A 25536-nucleotide genomic window follows, 5' to 3' on the forward strand; every position below is an offset into this window, starting at 1 on the left:
GAGGAAATACTGTGAAGAACTGGACCTTGCGCCAACGGATCCTGGCTAGTTTTGCGGTCATTATCGCCATCATGCTGTTAATGGTTGTGGTCTCCTATTCACGGTTGCTCAAGATCGAATCCAGCCAGGAATCGGTGCGTGACGATGCGGTTCCGGGGGTTTACCTCAGTTCCATGATCCGCAGTGCCTGGGTCGACAGTTACCTGGAAACCATCGATATCATCGGCCTGCGCGAGGACAAAACCTTCACCGCCAGCGACCGTACCGACTACAAGTCCTTCGAGGCGCGTATCGAACAGCAGATGGCCAACTATGAACGCACCATTCATGGTCAGGCCGATCGCATGGAGTTCGACAACTTCAAGGCGGCCCACATCAACTACAACAAGGTTCTCGACCAGGTGCTGGACCGGGTGCAGAACAACGACCTGCCGGCCGCGCGCGTGTTGCTTGAAGAGCAATTGACGCCGATCTGGACCGAAGGGCGCATGAAACTCAACGACATCATCACTGAAAACAAGAACGTCTCTGACCGCGCCACCGCGGCCATCGACGACGCGGTGCTGTCGGCCAAGGTCAGCATGTTTGTCTCGCTGGCCGTAGCGATCCTGGCTGCCGGCCTCTGCGGCCTGCTGTTGCTGCGCTCGATCATGGCGCCGATGCAGCGCATCGTTGAAATCCTCGAAACCATGCGCGACGGTGACCTCAGCAAACGCCTGAACCTGGCTCGCAAGGACGAATTCAACGCGGTCGAAACCGGCTTCAACGACATGATGACCGAGCTCACCGCCCTGGTGGCCCAGGCCCAGCGTTCGTCGGTGCAGGTAACCACCTCGGTGACCGAAATCGCCGCCACTTCCAAGCAGCAACAGGCCACTGCCACCGAAACCGCCGCCACCACCACCGAGATCGGCGCCACGTCGCGTGAAATCGCTGCCACTTCCAAAGACTTGGTCCGCACCATGACCGAAGTCTCCACCGCCGCCGACCAGGCCTCGGTTGCCGCAGGTTCCGGCCAGCAAGGCCTGGCGCGCATGGAAGAGACCATGCACTCGGTGATGGGCGCCGCCGACCTGGTGAACGCCAAGCTGGCGATCCTCAATGAGAAGGCCGGCAACATCAACCAGGTGGTGGTGACCATCGTCAAGGTCGCCGACCAGACCAACCTGCTGTCCCTCAACGCGGCCATCGAGGCCGAGAAGGCGGGTGAGTACGGGCGCGGCTTTGCCGTGGTCGCCACCGAAGTGCGTCGCCTGGCCGACCAGACCGCCGTGGCCACTTACGACATCGAGCAGATGGTGCGCGAGATCCAGTCGGCCGTGTCGGCTGGCGTGATGGGCATGGACAAGTTCTCCGAAGAAGTGCGCCGTGGCATGTTCGAGGTGCAGCAAGTGGGCGAGCAACTGTCGCAGATCATCCACCAGGTCCAAGCGCTGGCGCCGCGGGTGCTGATGGTCAATGAAGGCATGCAGGCCCAGGCCACCGGCGCCGAGCAGATCAACCACGCATTGGTGCAACTGGGCGATGCCAGCAGCCAGACCGTGGAATCCCTGCGCCAGGCCAGCTTTGCCATCGATGAACTGAGCCAGGTTGCGGTCGGTCTGCGCAGCGGCGTATCGCGTTTCAAAGTCTGATGAGCGACCTCGCGGCTAAACGCGGTGCCGTCGTGGCAGTGAAGAAAGTCTTGTTCCTGGCGTTTCACGTCGGGAGCGAACGCTATGCCCTCAAGGCCACGGAAGTGGCCGAAGTGCTGCCGCGCCTGCCGCTCAAGCCCATCGCCCACGCGCCGGGGTGGGTCGCGGGGATCTTTGCCCATCGTGGGGTGATGGTGCCGGTCATCGACCTCAGTGCCCTGACCTTTGGCACCGCCGCCCAGGCCCGCACGAGCACTCGGCTGGTGCTGGTCAACTATCAGCCCCAGCCCTGGGTTGAGGCGCGCTGGCTGGGCCTGATTCTTGAGCAGGCCACCGACACCCTGCGCTGCGACCCTGCTGAATTCCAACCCTACGGGCTGGATAATCCCCAGGCACCGTATCTGGGGCCGGTCCGCGAAGATGCGCAGGGCCTGATGCAATGGATCGGTGTGAACGACCTGCTCACCGATGACGTGCGTGCCCTGTTGTTCTCTGCCGAGTTGAGCCTATGAGCAACGACCCGCGCTTCTTTGCCTTCCTCAAGGAACGTATCGGCCTGGATGTCGCCTCGGTGGGCGAAGCCATCATCGAACGCGCCGTGCGCCAGCGCACCCAGGCCATCCAGGCGCAAACCGCCTGCGAATACTGGCAGCACCTGCAAAGCTCCGAGGATGAACAGCAGGCACTGATCGAAGCGGTAATCGTCCCCGAAACCTGGTTTTTCCGTTACCCCGAATCCTTCGCGACCCTGGCCCGACTGGCCAAGGCGCGGCTGGTGGAACTCAACCAGATGCGCGCGTTGCGTATCCTCAGCCTGCCGTGTTCCACCGGCGAAGAGCCGTATTCCATCGCCATGGCCCTGCTGGACGCCGGCCTTGCACCGCACCAGTTCAAGGTGCAGGGCATGGACGTCAGCCCGCTGTCGGTGGAGCGCGCCCGACGCGGTGTGTATGGCAAGAACTCGTTTCGCGGCGGCGACCTCGACTTTCGCGAGCGTCACTTCAACGAACAGGCCGACGGCTTTCACATCGCCGAGCGGGTGCGTGAGCAGGTGCGCCTGCAAGTCGGCAACCTGCTGGACCCGGCGCTGCTGAGCCATGAAGCGAGTTTCGATTTCGTGTTCTGCCGCAACCTGCTGATCTATTTCGACCAGCCCACCCAACAGCAAGTCTTCGACGTGCTCAAGGGCCTGACCCACGTGGACGGCGTGCTGTTTATCGGCCCGGCCGAGGGCAGCCTGCTGGGGCGCCATGGCATGCGCTCGATCGGGGTGCCGCAGTCGTTTGCCTTCAGTCGACAGGCCGAGCCGGTGGCGCCTGCGCCGGTGTTCGTGCCCAAGCCAATACCGGTTGCGCCTGCGCGCAGTGCCGCATCGCTGCCCGCCCGGCCTCGGCCGTTCAGCACCGGTGCTGCGCAAGTCGTGCCGATCAAGGCGCCGTCCACCGATGCCGCTACGTTGCTTGGCCAGATCGCCACGCTTGCCAACGAAGGCAAAAGCGTCGAGGCCCGGGCCGCCTGCGATCAATATTTGAACAACCATCCGCCGGCCGCCCAGGTGTTCTACTGGCTGGGGCTGCTCAGCGATGTGGCCGGCAGTGCCCTGGAAGCCCAGGGCTTTTATCGAAAAGCCTTGTACCTGGAACCCCAGCATCCGCAGGCCTTGATGCACCTGGCCGCCTTGCTCGAGTCCCAGGGCGACAGTGCGGGGGCGCGCCGTCTGCAAGCACGGGCCGCCCGTAGCGAGCGAGCAGACAGTGAGCCCAAACGATGAGTAGCCCGGACGCGCTCGACACCGCTGGCCTGGACCTGACCCTGGCCGACACCCAAGCCATCGATGACTGCTGGAACCGTATCGGCATCCATGGCGACAAGTCCTGCCCGTTGTTGGCGGATCATATCCACTGCCGCAATTGCTCGGTGTATTCGGCGGCGGCCACGCGCCTGCTCGACCGTTACGCCTTGTTGCAGGATGACCATCATCCCCGTGCCGCCGTTGAGATGGGCGAAGAGGTCGCGACCCGTTCGCTGCTGATGTTCCGCCTGGGCGAAGAATGGCTGGGCATCGCCACCCGCTGCCTGGTGGAAGTGGCGCCGCTGCAACCGATCCACTCGCTGCCGCACCAGCGCTCCCGCGCCTTGCTCGGCGTGGCCAACGTGCGCGGTGCGCTGGTGGCGTGCCTGTCATTGGTGGAGTTGTTGGGCCTGGACCCCACCAGCAATGGCGCCAGCGGTGGACGCATCATGCCGCGCATGTTGATCATCGCCGCCCAGGACGGGCCGGTGGTGGTACCGGTGGACGAAGTCGACGGCATCCACGCCATCGACGAGCGTACCTTGAGGGCTGCGTCGGGCTCCGGCTCGCAGGCCAGCGCGCGTTATACCCAGGGCGTCTTGCAGTGGAAAGGCCGCAGCCTGCGTTGGCTGGATGAGGCGCAATTGTTGTCCGCCGTGACCCGGAGCCTCTCATGACCCCCGACCAGATGCGCGACGCCTCGCTACTGGAACTGTTCAGCCTGGAAGCCGACGCGCAAACCCAGGTGCTGAGCGCCGGCCTGCTGGCCCTGGAGCGCAACCCGACCCAGGCCGACCAGCTCGAAGCCTGCATGCGTGCGGCGCACTCGCTCAAGGGTGCGGCACGGATCGTCGGGGTGGATGCCGGCGTCAGCGTTTCCCACGTGATGGAAGATTGCCTGGTGAGCGCCCAGGAAAGTCGCTTGTACCTGCAACCCGAACATATCGACGCGCTGCTGCAAGGCACCGACCTGTTGATGCGTATCGCCACCCCCGGCAATGACGTGGGCCCGGCGGACATCGAAGCTTATGTGACATTGATGGAGCGCCTGCTCGACCCGTCCCAGGCACCGGTGAAGCTCACGCCGTCGCCGTCGCAGCCTGAGCCTGAGCCGGCGCTCGTCATTGACGAACTGCCGCCGGAGCCCGAACCTGCGCCGCCGGTTGCCGCCGAGCCGCAACGCCAGAACAAACGCATGACCGAAGGCGGCGAGCGTGTCTTGCGCGTCACCGCCGAACGCTTGAACAGCCTGTTGGACCTGTCGAGCAAGTCCCTGGTGGAAACCCAGCGGCTCAAGCCCTACCTGGGCAGCCTGCAGCGGCTCAAGCGCATGCAGAGCCAGGGCGTGCGGGCGCTGGATACCTTGGACGGCCACCTCAAGACCCTCGACCTCAACCTCGAAGCCCAGGAAGCCCTGGCCGATACGCGTCGCCTGCTCAGCGAGGCGCAGGCCCTGCTGGCGGAAAAAACCGCCGAGCTGGATGAGTTTGGCTGGCAGGCCGGACAGCGCGCCCAGGTGCTCTACGACACCGCGCTGGCCTGCCGCATGCGCCCGTTCGCCGATGTGCTGGCGGGGCAGGTCCGCATGGTCCGCGACCTCGGCCGCAGCCTGGGCAAGCAGGTGCGCCTGGAAATCGAGGGTGAGAAAACCCAGGTCGACCGCGACGTGCTGGAAAAGCTCGAAGCACCGCTCACGCATCTATTGCGCAATGCCGTCGACCACGGCATTGAAATGCCGGACCAGCGCCTGCTGGCGGGCAAGCCGGCCGAAGGCTTGATCCGTCTGCGCGCTTCCCACCAGGCCGGTTTGCTGGTGCTGGAACTGAGCGATGACGGCAACGGTGTTGATCTGGAGCGCCTGCGCGGCACCATCGTCGAGCGCAAGCTGTCGACCCTGGACACCGCTCGGGACCTGAGCGAAGAAGAACTGCTGACGTTCCTGTTCCTGCCGGGTTTCAGCCTGCGGGACAAGGTCACCGAAGTCTCCGGGCGCGGCGTTGGCCTGGATGCCGTGCAGCATATGGTCCGCCAGCTGCGCGGCGCGGTGGTGCTGGAGCAGACGGCGGGGCAGGGCAGTCGCTTTCACCTGGAGGTACCGCTGACGCTGTCGGTGGTGCGCAGCCTGGTGGTGGAAGTGGGCGAGGAAGCCTACGCCTTCCCGCTGGCCCACATCGAACGCATGTGCGACCTGGCCCCGGACGACATCGTGCAACTGGAAGGCCGCCAGCATTTCTGGCACGAAGGCCGGCATGTCGGCCTGGTCGCCGCCAGCCAGTTGTTGCAGCGCCCGGCGGGGCAGAACAATGATGAAACCCTCAAGGTCGTGGTGATCCGCGAGCGCGATGCGGTTTATGGTATCGCCGTCGAACGCTTTATCGGCGAGCGCACCCTGGTGGTGTTGCCGCTGGATGATCGCCTGGGCAAGGTCCAGGATATTTCCGCTGGCGCCTTGCTCGACGATGGCTCGGTGGTTCTGATCGTCGATGTAGAAGATATGCTGCGCTCGGTGGACAAACTGCTCAACACCGGTCGCCTGGAGCGCATTGCCCGGCGCAGCCAGCAGGCCACCGAGGCGCCGCGCAAGCGCGTGCTGGTGGTGGATGACTCCCTCACCGTGCGCGAGCTGCAGCGCAAATTGTTGCTCAATCGCGGTTATGAAGTGGCGGTGGCGGTCGATGGGATGGACGGTTGGAACGCCTTGCGCTCCGAAGACTTCGACCTGCTGATCACCGATATTGATATGCCTCGCATGGACGGTATTGAATTGGTCACACTCCTGCGCCGTGACAACCGCCTGCAATCGTTGCCGGTGATGGTGGTGTCGTACAAGGATCGCGAAGAAGACCGCCGTCGTGGACTGGATGCCGGCGCCGACTATTATTTAGCCAAGGCCAGTTTCCACGATGACGCCTTGCTGGACGCCGTGGTGGAACTGATTGGAGGAGCGCGGGCATGAGGATTGCGATCGTCAATGACATGCCCCTGGCGGTGGAGGCGTTGCGCCGTGCCTTGAGCCTCGAGCCTGCGCATGAGGTGGTGTGGGTGGCCAGCAATGGCTTGGAAGCGGTGCAGCGCTGCGCCGAACTGACCCCGGACCTGATCCTGATGGACCTGATCATGCCGGTGATGGACGGTGTGGAAGCCACGCGCCAGATCATGGCCGAGACGCCGTGTGCGATCGTGATTGTCACCGTGGACCGCCAGGCCAATGTCAGCCGCGTGTTCGAAGCCATGGGCCACGGCGCCCTGGATGTGGTGGACACGCCGGCCCTGGGGGTGGGCAATCCCAAGGATGCGGCGGCGCCGCTGTTGCGCAAGATCCTCAATATCGGCTGGCTGATCGGCCAGCGCGGCAGCCGTGTCCGTACTGAAGCCGCCCCCGCGCGAAGCACCGGCAAACGCCAGAGCCTGGTGGCCATCGGCTCGTCTGCCGGCGGCCCTGCCGCCCTGGAAATTCTGCTCAAGGGCTTGCCCCGGGACTTTTCCGCCGCCATTGTGCTGGTGCAGCATGTGGACCAGGTGTTTGCCGCGGGCATGGCCGAATGGCTGAGCAGTGCGTCGGGACTGCCGGTACGTCTGGCGCGCGAGGGGGAGCCGCCGCAAAGTGGCGTGGTGCTGCTGGCCGGCACCAATCATCACATTCGGTTGCTGAAAAATGGCACCCTTGCCTACACGGCAGAGCCGGTCAACGAGATTTACCGGCCGTCGATCGACGTGTTTTTTGAAAGCGTGGCCAGCCATTGGAACGGTGATGCCGTCGGCGTATTGCTGACCGGCATGGGGCGCGACGGGGCCCAGGGCCTCAAGTTACTGCGGGAACAAGGTTATTTGACCATCGCCCAGGATCAGCAGAGCTCGGCGGTGTATGGCATGCCCAAAGCCGCGGCGGCAATTGACGCTGCTGTTGAAATTCGCCCACTGGATAGAATTGCGCCCCGATTGCTGGAGGTATTTTCAAAATGACCGTTGCCTCCCGTGGTGCAGGCTTGCAGGTAGTAATTCAGGTGACTGCACATGAGTGATTTACAGATCGACGACATCAAGACCGACGAAAATGCCGCTATGGTGTTGCTGGTCGACGACCAGGCCATGATTGGCGAAGCGGTACGGCGTGGTCTGGCCCATGAAGAAAACATCGACTTCCACTTTTGCGCCGATCCGCACCAGGCCATCGCCCAGGCGATTCGTATCAAGCCCACGGTGATCCTGCAGGATTTGGTCATGCCCGGCCTCGACGGCCTGACACTGGTGCGCGAATACCGCAATCATCCGGCCACGCAGAACATCCCGATCATTGTGCTCTCCACCAAGGAGGACCCGATGATCAAGAGTGCGGCATTTGCGGCGGGGGCCAACGACTACCTGGTCAAGCTGCCGGACAACATCGAACTGGTGGCGCGCATTCGCTATCACTCGCGCTCCTTCATGACCCTGTTGCAGCGCGATGCGGCCTACCGGGCGCTGCGGGTCAGCCAGCAACAGTTGCTGGACACCAACCTGGTGCTGCAGCGGCTGATGAACTCCGACGGCCTCACCGGGCTGTCCAACCGCCGTCACTTCGACGAATACCTGGAGCTGGAGTGGCGTCGTGCCATGCGTGACCAGACCCAGTTGTCGTTGCTGATGATCGACGTGGACTTCTTCAAGACCTACAACGACAGCTTTGGCCATGTCGAGGGCGATGAAGCCCTGCGCAAGGTCGCCACGGCCATCCGCGACGCCAGCAGCCGCCCTTCGGACCTGCCGGCGCGCTACGGCGGTGAAGAGTTCGCGCTGGTGCTGCCCAATACCTCGCCGGGCGGCGCACGCCTGGTCGCCGAGAAACTGCGCATGGCCGTGGCCGCGCTGAAAATCCCGCACATCGCGCCGGTCGAAGGCTCGAGCCTGACCATCAGCATCGGCCTGTCGACGCTGACGCCGCAGGTCGGTACGGATTGCCGGCAGTTGATCATGGCGGCGGACAAGGGGCTGTATACGGCCAAGCATAATGGGCGCAATCAGGTGGGGATTGAGTAGGGGGGGGATGGCGGTGTGTATATCCGTTGCTCTTGACCCAACAGTTGGCACCTCGCCTGCGTTCGGCCAGCGTGTTTGACGGGGCGCCCCGATCAAAATCGAAAGCGCGCGGCCTTAGAGCCGACTGGGTGGGTGTGCGGTTCACAGTTCAAATGTGGGAGGGGGCTTGCCCCCGATGGCAGAGTGTCAGTCACTGGATTTGTAGCTGACCCACCGCTATCGGGGGCAAGCCCCCTCCCACATTTGGCTCCCATACATCATCAGGTAGATGGTGGTCTGCTCTGGCTCTGGCTCTGGCTCTGGCTTTGTTTTTGATTTTGATCTTAAGCGCCCCGTCAAACACGCTGGCCGGAATTCGGCATGGAGTTGGGGGGTAACCCGGCAGGACGCCGGGTTAGCCGCCCCGCGCCATGGATGGCGCGTGGCGGCGGCCCCCCAACTCCATGTCGGATTACGGGCACACCGAGCGTGAGCGAGGTGCCGAGTGTTGGGGCAAGAGCCTTTTGGTTACTTTTGGCTGGGCCGGCATTCCGGGCTCTTTTCCAAAAGTGACCCGCCGTAAGGGCGGAACCTTAAGTAGCCGTTACCGCAGCAACGGATATGTCCACCGACACCCCCACAACCCCAACCCTTTTCGCCCAGCGGACTGCCGCTCCCCCCCATTACCCGTTATACTCGCCGGCTTTCAAAAGTTCGCCAACGAGTGCTGCCCGCCATGGAAATCAACCCGATCCTGAACACCATCAAGGACCTGTCCGAGCGCTCCGAAACTATTCGGGGGTATCTTTGACTACGATCAAAAGCATGAGCGTCTGACCGAAGTCAATCGCGAGCTTGAAGATCCGAGTGTCTGGAACAAACCTGAATACGCCCAGGAACTGGGCCGCGAGCGCGCTGCGCTGGCGCAGATCGTCGATACCCTCGACGAACTGAACACCGGTCTGGCCGATTGCCGTGACCTGCTGGACATGGCCGTCGAAGAAAACGACGAAGGCGCAGTGGGCGATGTCGTCGCCGAGCTGGCCCGTCTCGAGGAAAACCTCGCCAAACTCGAATTCCGCCGCATGTTCAGCCACGAGATGGACCCGAACAACGCTTACCTGGACATCCAGGCCGGCTCCGGTGGTACCGAGGCCCAGGACTGGGCCAACATCCTGCTGCGCATGTACCTGCGCTGGGCGGATAAACGCGGGTTCGACGCGACCATCATGGAGCTGTCGGCCGGTGAAGTCGCCGGTATCAAGGGCGCAACCGTGCACATCAAGGGTGAATACGCCTTTGGCTGGCTGCGTACCGAGATCGGCGTGCACCGCCTGGTGCGCAAGAGCCCGTTCGACTCCGGCAACCGTCGGCACACCTCGTTTTCTGCCGTATTCGTCTCGCCAGAGATCGACGACAAGGTGGAAATCGAGATCAACCCGGCCGACCTGCGCATCGACACCTACCGTTCCTCCGGTGCCGGTGGTCAGCACGTAAACACCACCGACTCGGCCGTGCGTATTACCCACGTACCGACCAACACCGTGGTGAGCTGCCAGAACGAACGTTCCCAGCACGCGAACAAGGACACCGCCATGAAAATGTTGCGGGCCAAGTTGTACGAGCAGGAAATGCAGAAGCGCAATGCCGCGTCCCAGGCACTGGAAGACACCAAGTCGGATATCGGCTGGGGTCACCAGATCCGCTCTTATGTGCTCGATGCGTCGCGGATCAAGGATTTGCGCACTAACATCGAACGCAGCGATTGCGACAAGGTGCTCGACGGCGACATCGATGAGTACCTGGAAGCCAGCCTGAAATCAGGCCTGTAACACACGCAATGCGGGATTGCCTGACACTCCGCGATCCCTGTGGGAGCGGGCTTGCCCGCGATCCCCAGCCGAAGGCTGGGGCAACGAACCTGATGGAAAATTTAAAGACATGAGCGACCAACAACTCGACCAGGCCCTGCAACAGGAAGAAAACTCCCTGATCGCCCTGCGCAAGGAAAAGCTGGCTGCCGAGCGCGCCAAGGGCAACGCCTTCCCCAACGACTTCCGTCGCGAAAACTACTGCGATGCCTTGCAGAAGCAATACGCGGACAAGACCAAGGAAGAGCTGGCAGAAGCGGCGATCCCGGTCAAAGTGGCAGGTCGCATCATGCTTAACCGTGGCTCGTTCATGGTGATCCAGGACATGACCGGTCGCATCCAGGTTTATGTCAACCGCAAGACCCTGCCGGAAGAAACCCTGGCCTCGGTGAAAACCTGGGACATGGGCGACATCATCGCCGCCGAAGGTACCCTGGCCCGTTCGGGCAAGGGCGACCTGTACGTCGAGATGACCAACGTGCGCCTGCTGACCAAGTCCCTGCGCCCGCTGCCGGACAAGCACCACGGCCTGACCGACACCGAGCAGCGCTACCGCCAGCGCTACGTTGACCTGATCGTCAACGAAGAAGTGCGCCACACCTTCCGCGTGCGTTCGCAAGTGATCGCGCACATCCGTACCTTCCTGATGCAGCGCGACTTCCTGGAAGTGGAAACGCCGATGCTGCAAACCATCCCGGGTGGCGCGGCAGCCAAGCCGTTCGAAACCCACCACAATGCCCTGGACATGGAAATGTTCCTGCGTATCGCGCCTGAGCTGTACCTCAAGCGCCTGGTGGTTGGCGGCTTTGAAAAGGTGTTCGAGATCAACCGCAACTTCCGTAACGAAGGCGTCTCGACCCGTCACAACCCAGAATTCACCATGTTGGAGTTCTACCAGGCCTACGCCGACTACGAAGACAACATGGACCTGACCGAAGAACTGTTCCGCGAACTGGCGCAGTTGGTCCTGGGCAGCACCGACGTGCCTTACGGCGACAAGGTGTTCCATTTCGGCGAGCCGTTCGTGCGCCTGTCGGTGTTCGACTCGATCCTCAAGTACAACCCTGAGTTGACCGCCGACGACCTGAACGACATCGACAAAGCCCGCGCCATCGCCAAGAAAGCCGGCGCCAAGGTGCTCGGCTTTGAAGGCCTGGGCAAGCTGCAGGTGATGATTTTCGAAGAACTGGTGGAGCACAAGCTCGAACAGCCGCACTTCATTACCCAATATCCGTTCGAAGTGTCGCCGCTGGCCCGTCGCAACGATGACAACCCGAACGTCACTGACCGTTTCGAACTGTTCATCGGCGGCCGCGAAATCGCCAACGCCTACTCCGAGTTGAACGACGCGGAAGACCAGGCCGAGCGTTTCATGGCCCAGGTGGCCGACAAGGACGCCGGCGACGACGAAGCCATGCACTACGACGCCGACTTCGTCCGCGCCCTGGAATACGGCATGCCGCCAACCGCCGGTGAAGGGATCGGCATCGATCGCCTGGTGATGTTGTTGACCAACTCGCCGTCGATCCGCGATGTGATCTTGTTCCCGCACATGCGCCCACAAGCGTAACCGTAGCGAAATCCGAAGCCGCCTTTTATAAGGCGGCTTTTTTATGGGGCGTCTATAAGCGTCAAGCAAACAGCGCCAAGCGATCGTTCCCATGCGCCGCGTGGGAATGCATCCCGTGATGCTCCGCGTCACTTATCAAAGGAAGATGTGTGGTGAACCGCGTAACCGCTCAAGAGGGCGCCGCCGGCATTGCTGCTGCCGTGGCTGAAAGCGTCCAGTACCAGGGTCGCAAGGCCAGTCGTCGGGGCAGTGAGCAACGCAGGCAAGATATTCTGGATGCGGCCATGCGCATCGTGGTGCGTGATGGCGTTCGCGCTGTACGCCATCGGGCAGTGGCGGCGGAGGCGGGGGTGCCGTTGTCGGCCACCACCTACTATTTCAAGGATATCGACGACCTGCTCACCGATACCTTTTCCCAGTACGTCGAACGCAGTGCTGCGTTCATGGGCAAGTTGTGGGTGCGCAACGAAGGGTTGCTGCGCGAGATGGTCGCCTACGGTGATGGCAGCGCGGAATCGCGCTCCCAACTGGCCGATGACATCGCGCGGCTGACCGCTGACTATGTGCTACGTCAGCTGACCAACCGCCGCGAGCACCTGATGGCTGAACAGGCCTTCCGCCAGGAAGCCCTGTTGAATCCGCGCCTGGCGGAACTGGTGCGCTCCCACCAACAGATTTTGTTGCAGGGCACCGAGCAGTTTTTCCAGGTGTTGGGCTCGCGCGAGCCGCAACAGGATGCCAAAGTGTTGACGGCGATAATCGGTCGGATGGAATATCAGGGCCTGCTGGGCAGCGCAGAGTCACTGACCGGTGAAGAGATGCTTGAGATTCTCAAGCGTTACATGCAGTTGGTGTTGGCTTCGGTCTGACACCAGGGAGTGTCGAATGAAAGCCTGGCGTGTGGCAGTAATCACCTTGTCATTCTTGTTACTCAGCGGTTGCCTGGTGACCTTCAAGAACCCACTGCCAGCCCATGAGGCCGCGCCGAAAGGTTTGTTGGGCCAATGGTCGAGCAAAAATGCCTGGGGCGAGCCGCTTAATCTGCACATCACCAGCGCCGGTGGCCAGCGTTATAAAGCCGTGAGCTACCCTACAGCCAAGCCCGGTGAACGTGACGAGTACCTGTTTACGGTGTCGCGCCATGGCAGTCGTTGGTATTTTTCGGCGCCATTGCCGGCCAGATTCGGCGGGCAGTTCATCCTTGGCGGTTTCGAATTCAACGAAAAACACGAATTGGTGGTCTACAACCTGGACCTGGATGCGATCCACCAGGCCCTCGACCAGAACCGCTTGCACGGCAGCCCCGTAGAAACTGTCGAAGGCACGGGCGTCGTGGTGGACAGCCCCATGGACCAGGTATTTGCTTACCTGGATGACCCGGCCAATGCCGATGTATTCGTGGAAGCCGTGCGCTATCAGCGCGCGGGCAAATAACGTTTAAAGAGGAAGCACCGGGTGGACGATTACCAGCAGACGATACGCACCTTGTCTGATCGCATTGTGCTGGCGCAAACACCGATTCGCGTCCTCGACGCCGTGAAGTGGGACGACAACATTCGCCAGGGATTTCTCAAGGCCAAGGGCAAGGAGATGCCGGCGGTTGACCGCGATTACTACCTCAACCGACCGCTGTCATTCGACTCCAGCGCAGTGAAGCTGGAATTCCAGAACATCGAGCGCGACATCACCCGGCGTCTCGGCCAGTTCAGCCCGGTGGGGCAGATCATGCGCCGCATGTGCAAGGAATACCGCATGGTGGTGCGCATGCTGGAGGCGCGAGGCACCGAGGACTTCGGCCTGATTTCCCAGGAGCTGTACGGCGCCGCGTCCGATGCGTTTCACGCCGGTGACCCGACCCTGGCCGATCTTGGCCTGATGCTGTCCGACTACCTGAACAACATCGACGGCCGAGGCGACTTGAAGGATGAGGCCAAGACCCTCACCGCCAAGGACGCCGTGGCCCTGCTGCAAACCCGCTTGAACAAGGTGTTCGGCGAGGCCGAGGAAACCATTCGCGTGTTCGAGTCCGACGGTATCGTCGCGGACGCCGCCGCGGGGGCTGACTACATCAAGATCCGCGCCGATGCGATGTTCAACGACCGCGACGTGCGCGCCCTGGAAGTGCACGAGGGCCTGGTGCATGTCGGCACCACCCTCAACGGGCAGAACCAGCCGATCTGCACCTTCCTGTCCAAGGGCCCGCCGTCGTCTACCGTGACCCAGGAAGGCTTGGCGATCCTGATGGAGATCATCACCTTCGCCTCCTACCCGAGTCGCCTGCGCAAACTCACCAACCGTACCCGCGCGATCCACATGGTGGAGGAGGGCGCCGATTTCCTGCAGGTGTTCGAATTTTTCCGTGAGCAAGGCTTTGAGATGGCCGAAAGCTACGGCAATGCCAGTCGTGTCTTCCGTGGTTCGGTGCCGACGGGTCTGCCGTTTACCAAGGATTTGTCCTACCTCAAGGGCTTCATCATGGTCTACAACTACATCCAGCTGGCCGTGCGCAAGGGCAAGCTGGAACAAGTGCCGCTGCTGTTCTGCGGCAAGACGACCCTGGAAGACATGCGTACCCTGCGCCAACTGGTGGACGAGGGGCTGGTGGTGCCGCCCAAGTATCTGCCGGAACAGTTCCGCGACATGAACGCGCTGGCGGCGTGGATGTGCTTCTCCAACTTCCTCAACCACCTGAGCCTGGACCGGATCGAGGCGGATTACTCCAATATCCTTTGAATAAACCGGATCAAAAGGGTGGGAGCTCATGTGTTCTTGAGAAATGAATACAACCTTCCAATGAGGCTTCAACGGATGAGAATCCTCGGCATTCTGTGCCTGCTACTCACTTTGAGCGGCTGCAGCTCATTGCTGTTCTACCCCGAGCCAGGGCTGCCGTTCACCCCGGATAAAGCCCGCCTTGCCTACCGCGACGTCACCCTCACCACCGCCGATGGGGTCAAGCTCCATGCCTGGTGGCTACCGGCCAAACCCGGTGTGCCGCTCAAGGGCACGGTGCTGCACCTGCACGGCAACGGCGGCAACCTGGCCTGGCACCTGGGTGGCAGTTGGTGGCTGCCGGAGCAAGGCTATCAAGTCCTGCTGCTCGACTATCGGGGATACGGCTTGTCCGAAGGCAAACCCTCATTGCCGGCCATCTACCAGGACGTCGATGCAGCCTTCAGCTGGATCGACAAGGCCCCCGAAACCCAAGGGCAGCCGCTGGTGGTGCTTGGCCAAAGCCTGGGCGGTGCGCTGGCGGTGCATTACCTGGCGGCCCACCCGGAGCGCCAGGCCCGACTCAAGGCGCTGGTACTGGACGGCGTGCCCGCCAGTTATCGTGACGTAGGGCAATTCGCCCTGAGCACTTCCTGGATAACATGGCCGTTCCAGGTGCCGTTGTCCTGGCTGGTGCCCGATGCCGACAGCGCGATCCATTCAATGCCCAAGTTGACTGGCGTCCCCAAATTGCTGTTTCACAGCCTGGACGACCCCATCGTGCCCCTGGCCAACGGCATCCGCCTGTACCAGGCCGCGCCGCCGCCGAGGGTGTTGCAACTGACCCGTGGTGGCCACGTGCAGACCTTTGCCGACAAGACCTGGCAAACCGTGATGCTGCGCTACCTGGACGACCCGCAGCACTTCAACGGCCTGCGGCGCCTGGGCGAAATACCCAATTACCCCACTTCCAAACCTGATTCATCAGAGAGTCCGCAATGAGCGAAGAACGCAACATGATCCCGCTGATCCTCACCGGTATCGGCACCATCATCGGCACCGTCGGGTGCCTGTGGTACTACGGTTACCTGCACTTCGCCAAGCCGGAGGATGCGCTGCTGCTGAGCGATTTCACCCTGCTCAAGACCGTGCCCGGTGAAGACTACAAGGTCTCCCTGACCCCGGCCGCTCAAGTGGCGCAGTGCGTCGATGGCGTGCTGGTGATGTTCGACACCGAGCAGAAAGGCCTCAGCGGCGTGCTGGTCAACAACAAGAAACAGGCGGTGCGGTGCATGGGCCAGGAGACGCCGCAACTGCAGCAGTAAGGGCTACTGCCGAAATGTTTGGAACCGTATTTCATGGTGCGCCACTGAGGGTTCTGTCAGCTGGGCTGACAGCCACGTCAATATCTCAGGAGTGTAATCATGGTAGATGCAGTAAGCCGAATGTTGGGCATGTCCAGGGGGCAAAGGGGCTTGGAGCAGGCTGACGCGCAAGGCGCTGATCAGAAAAAGGGCGATATCGACCCGGAAATGCTCAAGAAGTTGTTGGAATTGCTGAGCCGTGGCCCGCAGGGCGCGGGTGGCTCTTCCGGCTCAAACTCCGGTGGTGGAGAGGGGGAATCGTATACAGACAAGCTGGATCGACTGATGGGGAAACGTGACGGGCTGGCGGCAATGATGCCGGGTGATGACAACGGCCGAAAGATCAACGTCTGACAAACAAAAAACCCACCGTTTAAGGTGGGTTTTTCAACGTCACATCAATCAGTTTGCAACGGCAGAGCGCGGCTTCACTGGCTGATTGTCGTTGGAAATGGTCACTTCCACACGACGGTTCATCGCACGGCCCGAAACGCTGCCGTTGTCGGCAACCGGGTATTCCTTGCCGTAACCGGCGGTCACGATGCGGCTTGGGTTAACGCCCATCTTGATCAGTGCAACCTGCACCGAAGCCGCACGGCGCTCCGACAGGCTCTGGTTATAGGAATCGCTGCCAGTGCTGTCGGTGTAGCCTTCGACGATCACCTGACGATCAGGGTTTTCCTGAAGGAACTGCGCCAGCTTGTTGATGTTCACCAGGCCGCTGGATTTCAGGTCGGACTTGTTGGTGGCGAACAGCACATCACCAAAGGTCACCAGGGTGCCGCGGTCGGTCTGCTTGGCGTTCAGGCTGTCTTGCAGCTGCTTGATCTGCGCGTCGCGTGCTTCGAGCAGGGCGCGGGCGCGTTCGTCACCGGCATTTTTCAGCTTGGCTTCGGACTCGCGCAGGACGATGGTGTCCTTGGCCACTTCAACGCGCTGGTTGGTCAGGTAGGCCAGTTGGTCGACCTTCTTCTGGTCTTCATTGTCGCGGAAGGCTTTGTCAGCCTTGTCCAGCCATTCGCTCGCGTCCTTGGTTTCCAGCGCCGCGAGCTTGGTGGATTGCGGGTTGGTCTGCAGGGCCGAGAAGTTGGTCCGTGCATTTTCCAGGTTCGCGTTCGGCGGGGTGGAGCACGCCGCCAGGGCAACGCTCATCGCCAGCAGGGCAGGGATCATCAATTGTTTACGCATAGTCATGTCGTCCTTTCAATTCGATATCGGGTGCAGTGCAGTCAGGGGCGGCGGTTTACTTCTGCTGGATAGCAGCCGGACGCATGCCTTCCTGACGCAGCTCTTGCACAGCTTTCTGAGAGTCCTTCACAGCCTGTTCGGCCTTGGCGGCCTGGGCCTTGCGCTCGGCGACGCGGGCGTCCCATTCGGCTTGTTCAGCCAAGCGACGGGCTTCTTCGTAATTCTTGTCGTGCATGGCGATCTCGGCTTGCTTGAGCTTGTCCTGGGCGGACTTCATCTCAACGGCCGCGTACTCGGTACCGCCGGCACTGACGGCGCTGTTCACCGCCGACTGGGTCACCGCGTACTGCTCGGTGGGAGGATTGCCCGCGCAACCAGCCAGAACGAAGCTGGTGCCGATTGCCAGCGCGGCCAATTTGAGCCCGCGCAGGTGGTTAAACGAGGATTTGGCAGTGCTGGTCTTCATCGTCTTCAACTCCATTGGATAACTCCTGAATAACTACTGAATCCATCGTGGAGGTCGATCGAGGGCCCGACAAATAGGGCTCGAGAGGCCTGTTCAAACGGCCGTTCCAAGTGATGGCTTACTGGCTGTGACCGGAGGCTTTTTTGAATAGTTCAGAGAAGATGGCGATTTGCCTAAAAAAATTGCTGACTGATCGGTCAGCGTAAAAATCTGGGAACTTCTGCATTGCGCAGGGGTACACCGGGCCTGCGAGGGGCCCGGAATACAAGGGGTGTGGCGTAGGTGTCAGTGCTTTTGTTCGTCGGCGCTGGCCGTCAAATCGTGCAAGTAACGGCGTGACAAGGTGAGAAAGCGCGGGGTAGGGCCGACGTCTTCGTACAGCGGGTCGCCCTCCTCATCGGTGGCAATCACCTGCTGGCCTTTGACGTAGGGAAAGCTGGCCTCCAGCTCCTCGAGAGCCGCGCCGATCAGCTCGCCCAGCAGCTCCTCGGGGTGGCGCTTGGGGTACATCTCGGCGATGGCCGCCAGCCGTGCGGCGGCTTCCATATCCAGATGGATGGCGTATTCGGTCTTGGTCAAGCGACCCTTGGCATTCTCTTCCCAATGCTGGGCCAAATCTCGAATTTTCATGGCAACCTCAGTAAAGCCTGCGATGGCAGGCGGTGATGAGTGACCCATCGCCCGCGTGGACAAACGCAGGCGATGTAACCTTGAGACTCGCTGCACGCCACAAGGTTTAAAGTCTTGTCATAAATCGAGGCGGGCGGCACTCTGGCAGACCTGCGCGTCCCGGATTTCTGGCTGGAGATTGGCTGATGAGTGATATCGATGCACGCTTGCGTGAGGATGTTCACCTGCTGGGTGAACTGTTGGGCAATACGATTCGAGAGCAGTATGGCGATGAATTTCTCGACAAGATCGAGCAGATTCGCAAAGGTGCCAAGGCTGACCGTCGCGGCGCTGGCGATGAACTGAGTACCAGCCTCAACCAGTTGCAGGAGGACGAATTGCTGCCGGTCGCCCGGGCATTCAACCAATTCCTCAACCTGGCCAACATCGCCGAGCAGTACCAGTTGATTCACCGACGCGATGAGTCGCAACCGGCACCGTTCGAATCCAGGGTGTTGCCGGAGTTGCTGGCTCGCCTGCAAAGCGAAGGCCACAGCAACGAATCTCTGGCCCGCCAACTGGGTCGCCTGGAGATCGAACTGGTGCTCACTGCCCACCCCACGGAAGTGGCGCGCCGTACCCTGATCCAGAAATACGACGCGATCGCCGCCCAACTGGCGCTGCAGGATCACCGCGACCTCACCACCGCCGAGCGCGAGCAGATCCGCCAGCGCCTGCAACGGCTGATCGCCGAAGCCTGGCACACCGAAGAAATCCGCCGCACCCGGCCCACCCCTGTGGACGAGGCCAAGTGGGGCTTCGCGGTGATCGAGCATTCGCTGTGGCACGCCATCCCCAATTACCTGCGCAAGGCCGACCAGGCCTTGCACGCTGCCACCGGGCTGCATTTGCCGCTGGAGGCCGCACCCATCCGCTTCGCGTCGTGGATGGGCGGCGACCGTGACGGCAACCCGAATGTCACCGCGCCGGTCACCCGCGAAGTGTTGCTGCTGGCACGCTGGATGGCCGCTGATTTGTACTTACGGGATGTCGACCACCTGGCCTCCGAGCTGTCGATGCAACAGGCCAGCCCGGCGTTGCAGGCCAAGGTCGGCGACAGCGTCGAGCCGTATCGTGCCCTGCTCAAGCAATTGCGCGAACGCCTGCGCGCCACCCGTCAGTGGGCCCACAGCGCGTTGAGCAGCAACACGCCGGCGCCTGCCGAGGTGTTGCAGGACAACCGTGACCTGCTGGAACCGCTGGAGCTCTGCTACCAGTCGCTGCACGAATGCGGCATGGGCGTGATCGCCGACGGCCCGCTACTCGATTGCCTGCGTCGCGCCGTGACGTTCGGCCTGTTCCTGGTGCGCCTGGATGTGCGCCAGGACTCCAGTCGGCATTCGGCGGCCATGACTGAAATCACCGATTACCTCGGCCTGGGCCGCTATGAGGACTGGGACGAAGACGCACGCATCAGCTTCCTGATGAAAGAGCTGGCCAACCGTCGGCCATTGCTGCCGGGCTATTTCAAGCCGTCGGCGGACACGGCTGAAGTGTTGAATACCTGCAAGGAAGTCGCCGCCGCGCCAGCTGCATCGCTGGGCTCGTATGTCATCTCCATGGCCGGTGCCGCGTCGGACGTGCTGGCAGTGCAACTGCTGCTCAAAGAGTCGGGCGTACAGCGCCCGATGCGCGTGGTGCCGCTGTTTGAAACCCTGGCCGACCTGGACAACGCCGGCCCGGTGATCGAGCAGTTGCTGCTGCTGCCGGGCTACCGTGCGCGCTTGCAGGGTCCACAGGAAGTGATGATCGGCTACTCCGACTCGGCCAAGGACGCGGGCACCACCGCTGCCGCGTGGGCGCAATACCGCGCGCAGGAACGTCTGGTGGATATCTGCCGCGAGCAGCAGGTGGAACTGCTGTTGTTCCACGGTCGCGGGGGCACCGTTGGCCGGGGCGGTGGCCCGGCGCATGCGGCGATCCTGTCGCAGCCGCCGGGTTCGGTGGCGGGGCGTTTCCGCACCACCGAGCAAGGCGAGATGATTCGCTTCAAGTTCGGCCTGCCGGATATCGCCGAGCAGAACCTCAACCTGTACCTGGCCGCGGTGCTGGAAGCGACCCTGCTGCCACCGCCGCCGCCCGAGCCGGCATGGCGGCATTTGATGGACGAGTTGGCGGCGGACGGTGTCAGTGCGTATCGCGCCGTGGTGCGGGAAAATCCGCAGTTCGTCGAGTATTTCCGCCAGTCCACACCCGAACAGGAGTTGGGCCGGTTGCCCCTGGGCAGTCGCCCGGCCAAGCGCCGTGCGGGAGGCATCGAGAGCCTGCGCGCGATCCCGTGGATCTTTGGCTGGACCCAGACCCGCCTGATGTTGCCGGCCTGGCTGGGTTGGGAAGCCGCGCTGAGCAAGGCGCTGGAGCGCGGTGAGGGCGAACTGCTGGGGCAGATGCGCGAGCAATGGCCGTTCTTTCGCACGCGCATCGATATGCTGGAAATGGTGCTGGCCAAGGCCGATGCCGATATCGCGCGGCTGTATGACGAGCGGTTGGTGCAGCCGGACCTGCTGCCATTGGGTGCACACTTACGCGACCTATTGTCGCAGGCATGTGACGTGGTGTTGGGCCTGACCGGCCAGTCGCAACTGCTGGCCCACAGTCCCGATACCCTGGAGTTCATCCGCTTGCGCAACACCTATCTGGACCCCCTGCACCTGTTGCAGGCCGAGTTGCTGGCCCGCTCGCGCCAGCGCGAGACGGCGCAAGACAGCCCTCTGGAACAGGCGCTGCTGGTGTCCGTGGCCGGAATTGCCGCCGGTTTACGTAACACCGGCTGAGGTTTTTTGCGTGTTCTCAACGGCTTGCAGATAAACCCCGCCGACCGCCAAAAAAAGGGCGGTCGGCGTTTGCGCTGCCGGGTTGCACTCAGGCACACCCTACCTATGACGCATACGGGGCGCAGGTTCCTGCGACTTTTGGCGGCTTGTATGGTGACGGCGCGCTGTGTATCTTGATCAGCCTTTGGCCGTTTGGGCGGCCCGAAATCTATTTTTACGCGATTGGCCCCACGCGGCGAATCCGAGCAACATCTCTATAAAAAATTGAGGAGCACATCAATGCGCGTCATTCTGCTGGGAGCTCCCGGGGCCGGTAAAGGTACTCAGGCAAAGTTCATCACTGAAAAATTCGGCATTCCACAGATCTCCACCGGCGACATGCTGCGTGCAGCCGTCAAGGCTGGCACCGAGCTGGGCCTGATCGCCAAGAGCGTGATGGACAGCGGCGGCCTGGTTTCCGATGACTTGATCATCAACCTGGTCAAGGAACGCATCAGCCAGGAAGACTGCAAGAACGGTTTCCTGTTCGACGGCTTCCCGCGCACCATTCCCCAGGCTGAAGCCTTGGTGAAGGCTGGCGTCGAGCTGGATGCCGTGGTTGAAATCGCGGTTGAAGATGAAGAAATCGTCCAGCGTATTGCCGGTCGTCGCGTTCACGAAGCCTCGGGCCGCGTGTACCACACCGTCTACAACCCGCCGAAAGTCGAAGGCAAGGACGATGTCACCGGCGAAGAGCTGGTGCAGCGCAAAGACGACACCGAAGAAACCGTGCGTCATCGCCTGTCGGTCTACCATTCCCAGACCAAGCCGCTGGTAGCCTTCTACCAGGACCTGTCGGCTGCACAAGGCAAGCCGAAGTACAGCCACATCCCAGGTGTTGGCTCGGTGGAAGCGATCACTGCCAAGGTGCTGCAAGCACTGAGCTGATCACTCGACCGGCTACCTCTATAACGGCCCGCTTGCGGGCCGTTGTTGTTTATACTGGCGCACTTTTTTTCGACTTGGACACCCACACCGATGAGCACCCTGCTGGCCCTGGACACCGCGACTGAAGCTTGCTCCGTTGCCCTGCTGCATGATGGCAAGGTAACCAGCCATTACGAGGTGATCCCGCGCCTGCACGCGCAGAAGCTGTTGCCGATGATCAAGCAACTGCTCGAAGACGCCGGCACCACCCTGGCGGCCGTGGATGCCATCGCCTTTGGCCGTGGCCCCGGCGCGTTTACCGGCGTGCGGATCGCCATCGGCGTGGTGCAGGGCCTGGCGTTTGCGCTGGAGCGCCCGGTGCTTCCGGTGTCCAACCTGGCGGTGCTGGCTCAGCGTGCCTTGCGTGAGCACGGCGCCCATCAGGTGGCGGCGGCGATTGATGCGCGCATGGACGAAGTCTACTGGGGCTGCTACCGCGAGACGGCGGGCGAGATGCGCCTGGTCGGCGTGGAAGCCGTACAGCCACCCGAATCGTCGGCGGTGCCGGATGATGCCAGTGGCGACTGGTTCGGTGCTGGCACCGGCTGGGGTTATGGCGAGCGCATCGGTGTGAAACCGGTGGGCCAGGACGCCACCCTGCTGCCCCACGCCGAGGACTTGCTGGCCTTGGCGCGCTTTGCGTTTGAGCGCGGCGAGGCGATTCCGGCCGATCAGGCTGCACCGGTGTATCTGCGCGATAAAGTCGCCCAGACCAAGGCCGAACGCGGCCTTTGATTGTGGTGAGCGGGTTTGCCCCGCGCTGGGCTGAGAAGCGGGGCAAAAACCTCAAATGCGCCGCTAAATGTCGCCAATCGTCAGATTTTGCCCCAGCTTTTAAACCTTTTGCCAATATTGTGTTCTAGTTATCACCAGAGCATTTGCGCGCCACGGAAAGCGCCACTAAAATGCCATCACTGATACCGAGTTCGCTAGTATGCGCATAGACGGCTTTTCCTCACATTCCTACCCCATCAAGCGCAAGCCACGTAAGGCGAACGTCACGGTGGACGAGTCCGTCGAGGATTCCCCGGATTTCATCGAAGTCCAGTCCGAAGCCCAGGCCAATGCCCAAGCCCGTATCAGCGGCCTGCCTGCGCGCCAGCAAGACATGGTCTTCCCGCGCTCCATGAGCAAAAGCGTTGCCACCGCCCTGGCCAGCTACCTGACCACCGCCGGCTTTGTCGAATGGGATATGGAAGTGCTGGGCCTCGACATTCACATCTGATGCGCCTGCCGTATTTCCTCGGTTGCCCGTCCTGGAGTGAAAACGCCTGGCGCGAGTACCTGTACCCCGCCGATGCGCGCGCCAGCGATTACCTCGCCCTCTATTCCCAGGTCTTCAACGCAGTTGAGGGCAATACGACGTTCTATGCTCGCCCATCGGCCGCCACTGTGCAGCGCTGGGCCGAGACCATGCCGGCCGATTTTCGCTTCACTGCCAAGTTTCCGGGCGATATCAGCCATGGCGGCGACCTGCGCGAGCAGTTGCCGGCAGCGGAGAGTTTTGTCGGCCTGATGAGCCCACTGGGTGAGCGCGTGGCCCCGATGTGGCTGCAATTGTCGGCGAATTTTTCACCGCAACGTCTGGCGGAGCTGGCTGGTTTTATCGACGGGATTGAACGGCCGTTGGCGGTTGAAGTGCGCCACCCGGAGTTCTTCGCCAAAGGCGATGCCGAGCGCAGGCTCAACCGCCTGTTGCGCGACCGGGGCGTCGAGCGCATCTGCCTCGATCCGCGTGCATTGTTCAGCTGCACGTCCACCTCGGCGGCGGTGCTGCATGCGCAGTCGAAAAAGCCCAAAGTGCCGCCCCGCCCAGCGGCATTGACGCTGTTTCCGCAGGTGCGCTTCATCGGCCATCCCGAACTGGAGGCCAATGATCCGTTTCTGATCCCGTGGGTGGAAAAAGTCGCCGGCTGGATCGAAGAGGGCCGTACCCCTTACGTGTTCCTGCACACCTCGGACAACCGCCTCGCCGCTCAACTGGCCCTGCGTTTTCACGACCAATTGATGGCGCGACTGCCCGGCCTGCCACCCTTGCCACGCTTGAATCGAGCACCCGCCGTCGAGCAACTGGGGTTACTCTAAGTCTCCTTTCCCCGCCAGGAACCCGCCATGGCTGCTCAAACCCCCTTTACCGAGCGCAAGATGCCGTTCAGTCAAGCCAATCAGTTTTTCAAGGCTTGAGGGATGCGTGGATTCAGTCTGCTGTTGATCCTCGCCATCGTATTGGGGGTGTGGCGCGGTTGGGTGGCGTTACCGGCTGAGTGGAACCCGTGGGCACCGTTGGACGTGCGGGCCATGCCGAACCTGTTGACCCGCTACAAACTGGCACGCCTGCAGGATGATCCGGCGCTGTGTGATCAAGTCCTGGCGACCTCCGGCCTGCGGGTCAGCCGACAAGCGGATTCGCCGGCCGACGCCGCGTGCCCGCTGCGCAATACCTTGCGCGTCCAGGGCGCAGACGTGGGGTTGAGCAGCAGCTTTCTCGCCAGTTGCCCGTTGGCGGTGGCGTTTGCGCTGTTCGAGCGCCACAGTTTGCAGCCGGTGGCGCAGGCGGTGTTCGGCCAGGCGGTGACGCGGGTCGATCACCTCGGCAGTTTTGCCTGCCGCAATGTGTACAACCGCGCCGAAGGGCGCCTGAGCCAGCACGCGACGGCCAATGCGCTGGACATCGCCGGGTTTCGCCTGGCGGATGGGCGCAGCATCAGCGTGCTCAAGGATTGGCCGGGGGAGGGCGAGCGCGGGCAGTTTCTGCGTCAGGTGCGGGATGCCGCCTGCAAGGATTTCAACGTGGTGCTGAGTCCGGACTATAACGCCGCACACCACAATCATTTCCACCTGGACATGGGGCGTTGGGGGGTATGTCGTTGAGAATCAGGCGGCCAGGCGCAGGTTCTGGGTGATCAGCGGGCGTGCCCAGTGGTAGTCGAAGTCCAGGGCCTTCTGTTGGGCCTCCAGTTCCTCGGTGGGATACGGCGTGGCAGCCGGTGGCAACAGGTCCAGTTCGAATTCGGCGATCGGCAGGTGCAGGGGGCGTGGTTGTGGCGCCGGGCCTGGTTCCGGCAGGGGTTGGCCGGCGGTCAGCACGATTGGACGAACCCAGCCGCTGTCGAAGTTCTGCTGGCGCTGTTGGGCGACGATTTCGTCATCCGGGTACGGCGGTGCGGCCGGTGGCAGCAGTTCGGTCTCGAACTCGGCGATCGGCAGGAACAGCGGCTCTGGCGGAGCGATTACGGTGTCTTTGACGTCGCATTCACGCTGGGTGAGGATCTGCGCCAGCAGGTCAGCGCCTTCGCTGGGTTCGACTTCCGGGTCCAACGGTTCGCACGCCTGGGCGGCCAGCGCGCCCGGCGTATCGCCAAGCTGCTCGGCCAGCGCCCGGGCGAAGAAGTCCTGCCACACATGACTCACCCCGGCCAGCGCTTGAGTATTGCGCAGGCCGTAGTGGTTGTGGGTCGGCAGTACACCGGTGGTTAGGGGAAGAATGTCTGACATTTTTCTCGATCGACGCTCAGCTCTGGCAAAATACCTGACT

Annotated in this window: 25 protein-coding genes; 21 read left to right on the top strand and 4 right to left on the bottom strand. The window is 62.1% G+C overall.

What is annotated here, in order from left to right; genetic code table 11:
• Positions 1-11: 11 nt before the first annotated feature.
• From CQ041_RS01935 to CQ041_RS02010, 15 genes are all read left to right on the top strand, one after another.
• On the top strand, positions 12-1634 hold the full coding sequence (locus CQ041_RS01935) for a methyl-accepting chemotaxis protein (protein ID WP_105520636.1): 1623 nt from the start codon (positions 12-14) through the stop codon (positions 1632-1634).
• Entirely contained in the window at positions 1634-2146 is a 513-nt protein-coding gene (locus tag CQ041_RS01940) for a chemotaxis protein CheW (RefSeq protein WP_105520635.1), read from the top strand. Before CQ041_RS01935 ends, CQ041_RS01940 begins: the two co-directional genes overlap by 1 nt.
• Positions 2143-3405 (top strand): CheR family methyltransferase, encoded by a 1263-nt coding sequence (locus CQ041_RS01945; RefSeq protein ID WP_105520634.1) that lies wholly within the window; start codon positions 2143-2145, stop codon positions 3403-3405. The genes CQ041_RS01940 and CQ041_RS01945 overlap by 4 nt, the downstream gene beginning before the upstream one ends.
• Positions 3402-4103, top strand: a complete 702-nt coding sequence (locus CQ041_RS01950) for a chemotaxis protein CheW (RefSeq protein WP_105520633.1) — start codon at positions 3402-3404, stop codon at positions 4101-4103. Before CQ041_RS01945 ends, CQ041_RS01950 begins: the two co-directional genes overlap by 4 nt.
• The gene (locus tag CQ041_RS01955; protein ID WP_105520632.1) at positions 4100-6382 is read left to right on the top strand and encodes a hybrid sensor histidine kinase/response regulator; all 2283 of its coding nucleotides are present in this window, start codon (positions 4100-4102) and stop codon (positions 6380-6382) included. The genes CQ041_RS01950 and CQ041_RS01955 overlap by 4 nt, the downstream gene beginning before the upstream one ends.
• Positions 6379-7389 (top strand): chemotaxis response regulator protein-glutamate methylesterase, encoded by a 1011-nt coding sequence (locus CQ041_RS01960; protein WP_105520631.1) that lies wholly within the window; start codon positions 6379-6381, stop codon positions 7387-7389. The genes CQ041_RS01955 and CQ041_RS01960 overlap by 4 nt, the downstream gene beginning before the upstream one ends.
• 51 nt (positions 7390-7440) lie before the next feature.
• On the top strand, positions 7441-8442 hold the full coding sequence (locus tag CQ041_RS01965) for a PleD family two-component system response regulator (protein WP_105520630.1): 1002 nt from the start codon (positions 7441-7443) through the stop codon (positions 8440-8442).
• A gap of 715 nt (positions 8443-9157) precedes the next feature.
• Positions 9158-10253, top strand: a protein-coding gene (prfB, locus tag CQ041_RS01975; protein WP_098465888.1) for a peptide chain release factor 2 whose coding sequence is annotated in 2 segments (ribosomal slippage) — positions 9158-9229 and positions 9231-10253 — 1095 coding nt in all. Because the reading frame shifts where the segments join, the coding sequence is not laid out codon by codon here.
• 109 nt (positions 10254-10362) lie between these two features.
• The gene (gene lysS, locus CQ041_RS01980) at positions 10363-11862 is read left to right on the top strand and encodes a lysine--tRNA ligase (RefSeq protein ID WP_038849273.1); all 1500 of its coding nucleotides are present in this window, start codon (positions 10363-10365) and stop codon (positions 11860-11862) included.
• A gap of 152 nt (positions 11863-12014) precedes the next feature.
• Complete coding sequence (locus tag CQ041_RS01985) at positions 12015-12731, top strand: TetR/AcrR family transcriptional regulator (protein WP_105520964.1); 717 nt, start codon at positions 12015-12017, stop codon at positions 12729-12731.
• A 16-nt stretch (positions 12732-12747) separates the two neighbouring features.
• Positions 12748-13296, top strand: coding sequence for a hypothetical protein (locus CQ041_RS01990; protein WP_105520628.1), 549 nt, complete (start codon positions 12748-12750; stop codon positions 13294-13296).
• 21 nt (positions 13297-13317) lie between these two features.
• Complete coding sequence (locus CQ041_RS01995; RefSeq protein WP_105520627.1) at positions 13318-14595, top strand: flavohemoglobin expression-modulating QEGLA motif protein; 1278 nt, start codon at positions 13318-13320, stop codon at positions 14593-14595.
• A gap of 75 nt (positions 14596-14670) precedes the next feature.
• Entirely contained in the window at positions 14671-15576 is a 906-nt protein-coding gene (locus CQ041_RS02000; RefSeq protein WP_105520626.1) for an alpha/beta hydrolase, read from the top strand.
• The gene (locus CQ041_RS02005) at positions 15573-15899 is read left to right on the top strand and encodes a hypothetical protein (RefSeq protein WP_105520625.1); all 327 of its coding nucleotides are present in this window, start codon (positions 15573-15575) and stop codon (positions 15897-15899) included. The genes CQ041_RS02000 and CQ041_RS02005 overlap by 4 nt, the downstream gene beginning before the upstream one ends.
• Positions 15900-15998: 99 nt before the next feature.
• Positions 15999-16292, top strand: coding sequence for a hypothetical protein (locus tag CQ041_RS02010; protein WP_231501199.1), 294 nt, complete (start codon positions 15999-16001; stop codon positions 16290-16292).
• Positions 16293-16340: 48 nt separating this feature from the next.
• Here the strand turns inward: CQ041_RS02010 and CQ041_RS02015 are convergent, their stop codons facing one another.
• The 3 genes from CQ041_RS02015 to CQ041_RS02025 all read right to left on the bottom strand — a co-directional run bounded on the left by CQ041_RS02015 (position 16341) and on the right by CQ041_RS02025 (position 18222).
• Complete coding sequence (locus CQ041_RS02015) at positions 16341-17126, bottom strand: OmpA family protein (RefSeq protein ID WP_105520623.1); 786 nt, start codon at positions 17124-17126, stop codon at positions 16341-16343.
• A 55-nt stretch (positions 17127-17181) separates the two neighbouring features.
• Positions 17182-17607 carry a DUF4398 domain-containing protein gene (locus CQ041_RS02020; RefSeq protein ID WP_105520622.1) on the bottom strand — a complete coding sequence of 142 codons (426 nt, stop codon included), beginning with the start codon at positions 17605-17607 and terminating at the stop codon, positions 17182-17184.
• Positions 17608-17877: 270 nt separating this feature from the next.
• Positions 17878-18222 carry a pilin assembly protein gene (locus CQ041_RS02025; RefSeq protein ID WP_105520621.1) on the bottom strand — a complete coding sequence of 115 codons (345 nt, stop codon included), beginning with the start codon at positions 18220-18222 and terminating at the stop codon, positions 17878-17880.
• 185 nt (positions 18223-18407) lie between these two features.
• Between CQ041_RS02025 and ppc the strand changes: the two genes are divergently transcribed.
• The 6 genes from ppc (at position 18408) to CQ041_RS02055 (ending at position 24872) form a co-directional block, all read left to right on the top strand.
• On the top strand, positions 18408-21035 hold the full coding sequence (gene ppc, locus CQ041_RS02030) for a phosphoenolpyruvate carboxylase (RefSeq protein ID WP_105520620.1): 2628 nt from the start codon (positions 18408-18410) through the stop codon (positions 21033-21035).
• A gap of 279 nt (positions 21036-21314) precedes the next feature.
• Complete coding sequence (adk, locus tag CQ041_RS02035) at positions 21315-21962, top strand: adenylate kinase (protein WP_105520619.1); 648 nt, start codon at positions 21315-21317, stop codon at positions 21960-21962.
• 90 nt (positions 21963-22052) lie between these two features.
• A complete protein-coding gene (gene tsaB / locus CQ041_RS02040; RefSeq protein ID WP_105520618.1) occupies positions 22053-22736 on the top strand; it encodes a tRNA (adenosine(37)-N6)-threonylcarbamoyltransferase complex dimerization subunit type 1 TsaB in 684 nt (227 codons plus the stop codon).
• A gap of 199 nt (positions 22737-22935) precedes the next feature.
• Entirely contained in the window at positions 22936-23226 is a 291-nt protein-coding gene (locus CQ041_RS02045) for a hypothetical protein (protein ID WP_105520617.1), read from the top strand.
• On the top strand, positions 23226-24086 hold the full coding sequence (locus CQ041_RS02050; protein WP_105520616.1) for a DUF72 domain-containing protein: 861 nt from the start codon (positions 23226-23228) through the stop codon (positions 24084-24086). The genes CQ041_RS02045 and CQ041_RS02050 overlap by 1 nt, the downstream gene beginning before the upstream one ends.
• 102 nt (positions 24087-24188) lie before the next feature.
• Positions 24189-24872, top strand: a complete 684-nt coding sequence (locus CQ041_RS02055) for an extensin family protein (protein WP_105520615.1) — start codon at positions 24189-24191, stop codon at positions 24870-24872.
• A 3-nt stretch (positions 24873-24875) separates the two neighbouring features.
• Here CQ041_RS02055 and CQ041_RS02060 read toward each other — a convergent pair whose 3' ends face one another.
• Complete coding sequence (locus tag CQ041_RS02060; RefSeq protein ID WP_105520614.1) at positions 24876-25496, bottom strand: energy transducer TonB; 621 nt, start codon at positions 25494-25496, stop codon at positions 24876-24878.
• Between the last annotated feature and the right edge of the window lie 40 nt (positions 25497-25536).

The organism is Pseudomonas sp. MYb60 (assembly GCF_002979555.1).
Taxonomy (GTDB): Bacteria; Pseudomonadota; Gammaproteobacteria; order Pseudomonadales; family Pseudomonadaceae; genus Aquipseudomonas.